The sequence below is a fragment of the Gordonia namibiensis NBRC 108229 genome, from assembly GCF_000298235.1.
GTDB classification, from domain to species: Bacteria; Actinomycetota; Actinomycetes; order Mycobacteriales; family Mycobacteriaceae; genus Gordonia; species Gordonia namibiensis.
This window is the reverse complement of sequence record NZ_BAHE01000017.1, coordinates 1-7099: the sequence shown is the minus strand read 5'-3', so window position 1 is coordinate 7099 and position 7099 is coordinate 1. Positions and strand designations below refer to the sequence as shown.

6 protein-coding genes and 1 pseudogene are annotated in these 7099 nt (G+C 68.7%); 2 read left to right on the top strand and 5 right to left on the bottom strand.

The window, feature by feature from the left end:
- From GONAM_RS11145 to mqo, 3 genes are all read right to left on the bottom strand, one after another.
- Positions 1-1030, bottom strand: a 1030-nt coding sequence (locus GONAM_RS11145; protein WP_006866870.1) for a magnesium chelatase ATPase subunit I, incomplete at its 3' end; no start/stop codon positions are given.
- Positions 1027-1524, bottom strand: coding sequence for a GNAT family N-acetyltransferase (locus GONAM_RS11140; RefSeq protein WP_006866869.1), 498 nt, complete (start codon positions 1522-1524; stop codon positions 1027-1029). The genes GONAM_RS11140 and GONAM_RS11145, both read right to left, overlap by 4 nt.
- Positions 1525-1556: 32 nt before the next feature.
- Positions 1557-3083, bottom strand: coding sequence for a malate dehydrogenase (quinone) (gene mqo / locus GONAM_RS11135; protein WP_006866868.1), 1527 nt, complete (start codon positions 3081-3083; stop codon positions 1557-1559).
- A 152-nt stretch (positions 3084-3235) separates the two neighbouring features.
- Here mqo and GONAM_RS11130 point away from each other — a divergent pair, with 152 nt between their 5' ends.
- Entirely contained in the window at positions 3236-4297 is a 1062-nt protein-coding gene (locus GONAM_RS11130) for an alpha/beta hydrolase (protein WP_006866867.1), read from the top strand.
- Positions 4294-5691, top strand: a complete 1398-nt coding sequence (mtr, locus tag GONAM_RS11125) for a mycothione reductase (protein WP_006866866.1) — start codon at positions 4294-4296, stop codon at positions 5689-5691. Before GONAM_RS11130 ends, mtr begins: the two co-directional genes overlap by 4 nt.
- Before the next feature lie 7 nt (positions 5692-5698).
- On the opposite strand, the gene GONAM_RS11120 is transcribed toward mtr, so the two are convergent.
- Both GONAM_RS11120 and GONAM_RS11115 read right to left on the bottom strand, forming a co-directional pair.
- Positions 5699-6502, bottom strand: coding sequence for an alpha/beta fold hydrolase (locus GONAM_RS11120; RefSeq protein WP_006866865.1), 804 nt, complete (start codon positions 6500-6502; stop codon positions 5699-5701).
- Between the two features lie 13 nt (positions 6503-6515).
- Positions 6516-7099, bottom strand: a pseudogene (locus GONAM_RS11115) (cobyric acid synthase); the annotation flags it as partial.

Sequence of the window (7099 nt, the reverse complement as noted above, 5' to 3'; positions counted from 1 at the left end):
CCTCCGGGTCCGGCGCACCCCCGCCCGGTCCGCCGTCCGGCGGTGTCGGGTCGTCGTCCGGGGACTCGGGAGAGTCGGAGCCGGCGGCATCCTGGCCGGTCGACATCGCGTCGTCGATCTGGTCGTTCGAGAGACCGGATTCGTCGAAGGGATTGCGGCGCCTGCGATGCGGCAGGGCGAGTTCGACGGCGGCCCGCACGTCCTCCTCGGCCACCGTCGTGGCCCCGCGCCAGGCCGCGTGTGCGGCGGCGGTGCGCGCGACGACGATGTCGCCGCGGAGTCCGTCGACGTCGAGGTGTGCGCAGATGCCGGCGATGCGGCGCAGTTCGCGCGTCGGGACCTCGACCTCGCTCGCTGTTTCCCGGGCCGCGTGAATCCGCTGTGCCAGATCGTGTTCGGCCTCGGCGTACTCGGCGGCGAACGCGTCCGGGTCGGCGTCGAACGCCATCCGCCGCCGGACGACCTCGACACGTTCGTCGAGATCCTTGCCTGCGGCGACGTCGACCGCGAGCCCGAAGCGGTCGAGCAGCTGCGGGCGCAGCTCCCCCTCTTCCGGGTTCATGGTGCCGACGAGCACGAAATCCGCTGCCTGCGTGTGGGATACGCCGTCACGCTCGATGGTGACGCGCCCGCTGGCGGCGGCATCGAGCAGGACGTCGACGAGATGGTCGGCGAGCAGGTTGACCTCGTCGATGTAGAGGACCCCCCGATGAGCCCGGGCGAGGAGTCCGGGGGTGAACTCCGCGCGCCCGTCGCGCAGCACGGAGGTCAGGTCGAGGGAGCCGATCACGCGATCCTCGGTCGCGCCGATCGGCAGTTCGACGACGCGCCCGGACCGTTCGTCGCCACCGATCAACGGGCCGAGCCCGCGCACGATGGTGGACTTGGCCGTCCCCTTCTCGCCGCGGATGAGGACGCCGCCGATGCTCGGCGAGATGGCGGACAGGATCAGGGCCAGCTTGAGCTGATCCTGTCCCACGACCGCGCTGAAGGGATAGCGGACCGGGGCCGGATCAAAGACGTCGGTCATCGCGGGCCGGAACGGAGCATCGACACGTGCGGGATCCCGTCTTCGAGGTACTCGTCGCCCTCGGCGACGAAGCCGAACTTGCCGTACATCTCGGTCAGGTAGGCCTGCGCCTCGATCCGGCAGGGACGATCCCCGACCTCGTCGAGCGCAACCGTCAGGAGCCTGGCGACCAGCCCACGACCGCGATGCGCGCGTGCCGTACAGGCACGGCCGATCCGGTACACGGTTCCGGCGTCGGCACCCGGCGGCTCCTCGAGGAGTCGCAGGGTCGCCAGCACGGCATCGTCGTCGGGTTCGCCGCTCTCGGTGATCCAGAACTGACGTGTCGTCGGCTCCAGATCGCGACCGTCGATCTCCGGGTACGGGCAGGCCTGCTCCACGACGAACACGTCGACCCGAAGCCTCAGGATCCGGTACAGCGTGGCCGCATCGATCTCGGCTGCCGTACTGCGATGTACCTGCGGGCGCTGGTCGTGCTGCGGTTCAGGGCTCATGTGTCGTGGTTAGCACAGATGACCGCCCGGGATCACCCCGCGGTGGCGGGGGCGAGCGCGCCGGACTCGACGGTGCTCGCGTCGCGACCGGTCAGCCGCAGGGACTTGTTGGTCCAGTCCCACACCTGTCGGTACAGGTCACGGTTGCCGTTGAGCTTCTGACCGAACGACGGGATGATCTCGGTGAGCTTCGGCGACCAGCCGGCGTACTCGGCCGGGAAGCACTTCTCGAGCACCGAGAGCATCGCGGGGACGGCGGTCGACGCGCCCGGGGACGCACCGAGCAGACCGGACATGGTGCCGTCCTCGGAGGTCACGACGGCCGTGCCGAACTCGAGCTTGCCGCCGACACCCGTCTTGCGGATGACCTGGACGCGCTGACCGGCGGTGATGAGCTCCCAGTCGGCCCCGAGCGCACGCGGCACGAACTCCGACAGCGTGTTGACGCGGTCGGCCTTGTTCGCGGCGAGCTCGCTGATGAGGTACTTGAGCAGGCCGAACTCCTGCGGCGCGATCGACACCATCGGCAGCAGGTTGCCCGGCTTGATCGAGGCGGGCAGGTCGGTGATCTTGCCCGACTTGAGGAACTTGGGCGACCAGCCGGCGTACGGACCGAACAGCAGGCCCGGCTTGTGGTTGATGACACGGGTGTCGAGGTGCGGCACCGACATCGGCGGCGCGCCGACGGCGGCCTGGCCGTAGACCTTGGCCTGGTGCTCACCGATGAGGTCGGGGTTGGTGCAGCGGAAGAACTCGCCCGAGACGGGGAAGCCGCCGAAGCCCTTGGCCTCCTTGATGCCCGACTTCTGCAGCAGGTGCAGCGCACCGCCGCCGGCACCGACGAAGACGAACTTCGCGTGGACCTTCAGGACGTCACCGGTCCGGCCGTTGCGGACCTTGACGATCCAGCTGCCGTCGGACTGCTTGGACAGGTTGGTCACCGAGTGACCGAAGTAGATGTCGGCGCCCTGCGCGACGTAGTTGAGCAGCTGCTGGGTCAGCGCACCGAAGTCGACGTCGGTGCCCTGGTCGAACCAGTTCAGCGCGACGGGGTCGGAGAAGTCGCGACCGGCCGACATCAGCGGGAGTCGCTTGGTGAACTCGGCCGGGTCGTCGATGAACTCCATGCCCTCGAACAGGGTCTGGCCTGCGAGGTTGTCGTAGCGCTTGCGCAGGTACTTCACGCCGGCGTCGCCGTGGGTGAAGGCGACGTGCGGGATCGGGTTGATGAACTCCGAGGGATCGCCGAGGATGCCCTGGTCGACCGCGTGGGCCCAGAACTGGCGCGACACCTGGAACTGCTCGTTGATGTTGAGCGCCTTGGTGATGTCGACGTCGCCGTCGGCGGTCTTCGGCGTGTAGTTGAGCTCACACAGCGCCGAGTGTCCGGTGCCCGCGTTGTTCCACGGGTCGCTGCTCTCGGCGGCAGCGGCGTCGAGCCGTTCGAACAGGCTGATCGACCAGTCGGGCTGCAGCTGACGGAGAAGCGCTCCCAGGGTGGCACTCATGATGCCTGCACCCACCAAAGCCACGTCGGTCTTGATCACCGTTTTCGACACCTGGACTCCACTTCGAGCTCATCAACGATCTTTTCATCGGCCATTGTCCAGCATGGCACGTTCTGTCACAGAATCGACCTGCTCAACTGTGGTATCCGTGACACTTCCGCGGCACCCCCTGCCCGAGCGGAGGGGTCACTAAGCTGGCTGCTGTGAGCGTATCCGCAGGCACCGGCTGGCAACCCGACCGCTTCCTGGACCACTATCAACTCCGCACCATCCCGCTGGGCGACGATCCGGACGGGGAATCTCCCGTCACCGCCACCCTGATCCGCCGTGCCGAGGCGGGTGCGCGGATCGACGGCTCCCGCCCCGTGGCCGGTGCGGTGCTCTATGTCCACGGCTTCACCGACTACTTCTTCCACGAGCCGCTGGCCGATTTCTTCACCGCCCGCGGTTACGCGTTCTACGCGATCGACCTGCGCAAGTGCGGACGGTCGCGGGAGGACCACCACACCGCCCACTTCACCACCGACCTCGCCCGGTACGACGAGGAGCTCGGACTCGCGCTCGAGCTGATCGCCGAAGAGGTCGGTGCGGACACCCGCATGATCATCGCCGGGCACTCGACGGGCGGGCTGATCACGGCGCTGTGGCTCGATCGCCTGCGCGAGCAGGACCCGGCCCGGCACGGGCTCGTCGACGGCCTGCTGCTCAACTCGCCGTGGCTGGACCTCCAGGGTGACGCCGTCCTGAGGACGCTGCCGGTGACGATGCTGATCAAGGCGGTGGCCGCGGTACAGCCCACCCGGGTGATCCCGCAAGAGCTCTCCTCGGCCTACGGCGAGAGCCTCCACGAGAGCGCGCACGGTGAGTGGAGCTACGACCTCGCCCTCAAACCGATGGGCGGTTTTCCGGTCACCTTCGGATTCCTGAACGCCGTCCGCAGCGGGCAACGGCGGCTGCACCGCGGCATCGACGTCGGCACGCCGGCACTCGTGTTGCGGTCGGACAAGACCCATTTCGCGAAGACCTACTCGGCGTCGACCGATCGCGCCGACGTCGTCCTCGACGTCCGCCAGATCGCCCGCTGGAGCGGCTGCCTCGGCGGACGCGTGTCGACCGTCCCCATCCCCGATGCCCGCCACGACGTCTTCCTCTCCGTGCCACATGCGCGTGAGCAGGCCTATCGCGAGGTCGACGACTGGCTCACCCACACCATCCGGCCCGCGACCGAATCCTCGGAAACCAGCAGGAAAGAGAGCACCCTATGACCGCCACGCAGGTCGTCGACCTGGCCATCATCGGCTCCGGCAGCGGCAACTCCATCCCCGACGAGCGCTACGTCGAGAAGACGATCGCCATCTTCGAGGAAGGCGTGTACGGCGGCACCTGCCTCAACGTCGGCTGCATCCCGACCAAGATGTTCGTCTACGCGGCGGAGGTCGCCGAGATCGCCACGCAGGGAGCACGTCTCGGTGTGCACGCCAAGGTGGACTCGGTGGACTGGCCCGGCATCGTCGAGCGCGTGTTCGGACGGATCGACCCGATCTCCGAGGGCGGCAAGGAATATCGCGTCGACCGGTGCGAGAACATCACCGTGTACAGCTCCCATGTCGAGTTCGACGGCCGGGACGATGACGGCCTCTACCGTCTCGTCACCGCCGACGGTGCAACGGTTCTCGCGCGCGAGGTCGTCCTGGCCGCCGGCTCCCGCGCGGTCATCCCGCCGGTCATCGCCGACTCCGGCGTCACGTACTACACCAACAACGACGTGATGCGGCTGCCGGAGCTGCCGGAGCGACTCGTCATCGTCGGAAGCGGTTACATCGCAGCCGAATTCGCGCATGTCTTCGGCGCTCTCGGTTCCAAGGTGTCGATCATCGCCCGCGGCCCCGCGCTGCTGCGGAAACAGGACGCCGACATCTCCAACCGCTTCACCCAGGTGGCGAAGGAGAAGTGGGACGTCCACCTCGACACCGGGATCACCGGTGCGGAGGACCTGCCCGACGGCGGGGTACGCCTGCAGTTCGACGACGGGACCCAACTGGAGGCCGATGCCCTGCTCGTCGCCACCGGCCGGAAACCCAACGGCGACCGCCTCAATCTGTCCTCGGTCGGCATCGAACTCGACGAGGAGGGCCGGGTGCGCTGCGACACTCGCGGCCGCACCGCCGCGCGCGGGGTGTGGACGCTCGGCGACGTCAGCTCGCCGTACCAGCTCAAGCACGTCGCCAACCACGAGGAGCGGGTGGTGCAGGCCAACCTGCTCAAAGGTTGGGACGCAGACGATCTCGTCGAATTCGACCACCGGTTCGTCCCCGCGGCCGTCTTCACGCACCCGCAGATCGCCTCGGTCGGGATGACCGAGGACGAGGCCCGCGACGCCGGGTACGACATCACAGTCAAGGTCCAGGCCTACGGTGACGTCGCCTACGGCTGGGCGATGGAGGACACCACCGGCTTCTGCAAGGTGATCGCCGAACGCGGCACCGGCAAGATCCTCGGCACGCACATCATCGGCCCGCAGGCCCCGACGGTGATCCAGCCAGTCATCCAGGCGATGTCCTTCGGCCAGACCGCCCTCGAGGTCGCCCGGGGCCAGTACTGGATCCACCCGGGCATGCCCGAGGTACTCGAGAACGCGCTGCTGGGTCTGGAGATCTAGCGCCGACCTAGAAGATCGTCGACCGCAGCGCGATCTCGCTGGCCAGTTCGGCGGGTGCGTTCTGCGGGATCCAGTGGTCGACCCCGGCGAGTTCGCAGAACCGGAAGTCGGAGTAGGCGTAGCGGCCACTGCCCTGCGCCTGCTCGCGCCCGAGCGCGGCGTCGGCGTCACTCCAGACGAGGGTCGTCGGGATCTCCACCGGCGGGCATGCCATGGTGCCCTTGATGTCGCCGACGAAGTTGGCCCGGTACCAGTTCAGCGCCGCCCGCAGGGCGCCCGGCTCGCGCAGCGGGGCGAGTTCCCCGGCGGTGACCCCGGCGGCGCGCAGCTTCGCACCGTCGTCGGCGAGGAGCGCCTTCTCGGCGCCGTCGGCGACGAAATCGAGGATGTAGGAGGATCTTTCGCGCTGATCGCTCGAGGCGAGCGCATCACGCATCGCCGACGGGTGGCCGGTGCTCGCGACCACCAGACCGGTGAACCGGTCCGGGTACTTACCCGCGAGATGCCACGCGACGATGCCGCCCCAGTCGTGTCCGACGAGGATCGCGTACCCGACCTTCAGCTCGTCGAGCACGGCGATCACGTCCGACACCAGGTGGCTGAGGTGATAGTCCTCGACGGCCTCGGGTCGCGCGCCCGGGCTGTAGCCGCGCTGGTTGAGGACGAGCGTCCGCAGGCCTGATTCGTGGAGTCGCGGGAGCACCGCGTCGTAGCAGGATCCGTCCACCGGGAATCCGTGAAGCAGCAGGACCCACGGGCCCCGTTCCGGTCCCCCGATCCGGACGTCGAAGGTGAGGCCGTTGACGGTCACCTGACGCTGATCTTCAGTCATTGGGCCACGATAGCGTCTGCGCCGAACCGGCGTCGGGGTCCAGGTGGTGGCGGATGACCGGCGCGGAGGCGGGCGGCCCGGTCGCGATGAGACGCATCACCGCGTCCATGTCGAGGTGCTCGGCGACCAGGTCGGCCATCGTGTCGACCTGCCGGCGGCGGATCCCCTCCACCGCGGTGTCGCCGGCGACCCGGAAGCCCCGCACACCGGCCTCGGCGGCCACCTCGGTGAGCAGACGACGCCGGAAGGCGTCGTTGGCCAGCAGTCCGTGCCAGTGCGTCCCACGGACCGCACCGCGCACCGCGCCTTCGGGTCCGGCGACGTCGTCGACGATCCAGGTGTCCTCCCGTGACCCGACGACCCGCCCGTGGTGGATCTCGTAGCCGCCGATGCGCTCGCCACGACCGGTACCGCTGACCTGGCGCAGTGTCTTGTCGGTGGAGAAGGAGATGTCGAGGTCGAAGACGCCGAGGCCGTCGACGCGGCCGCGCCCGGATTCGATCGTGTCGTCGATGGTCCGGGCGAGCATCTGGAAACCACCGCAGATCGCGACCACGGGGGCGCCGCGGGCCGCGC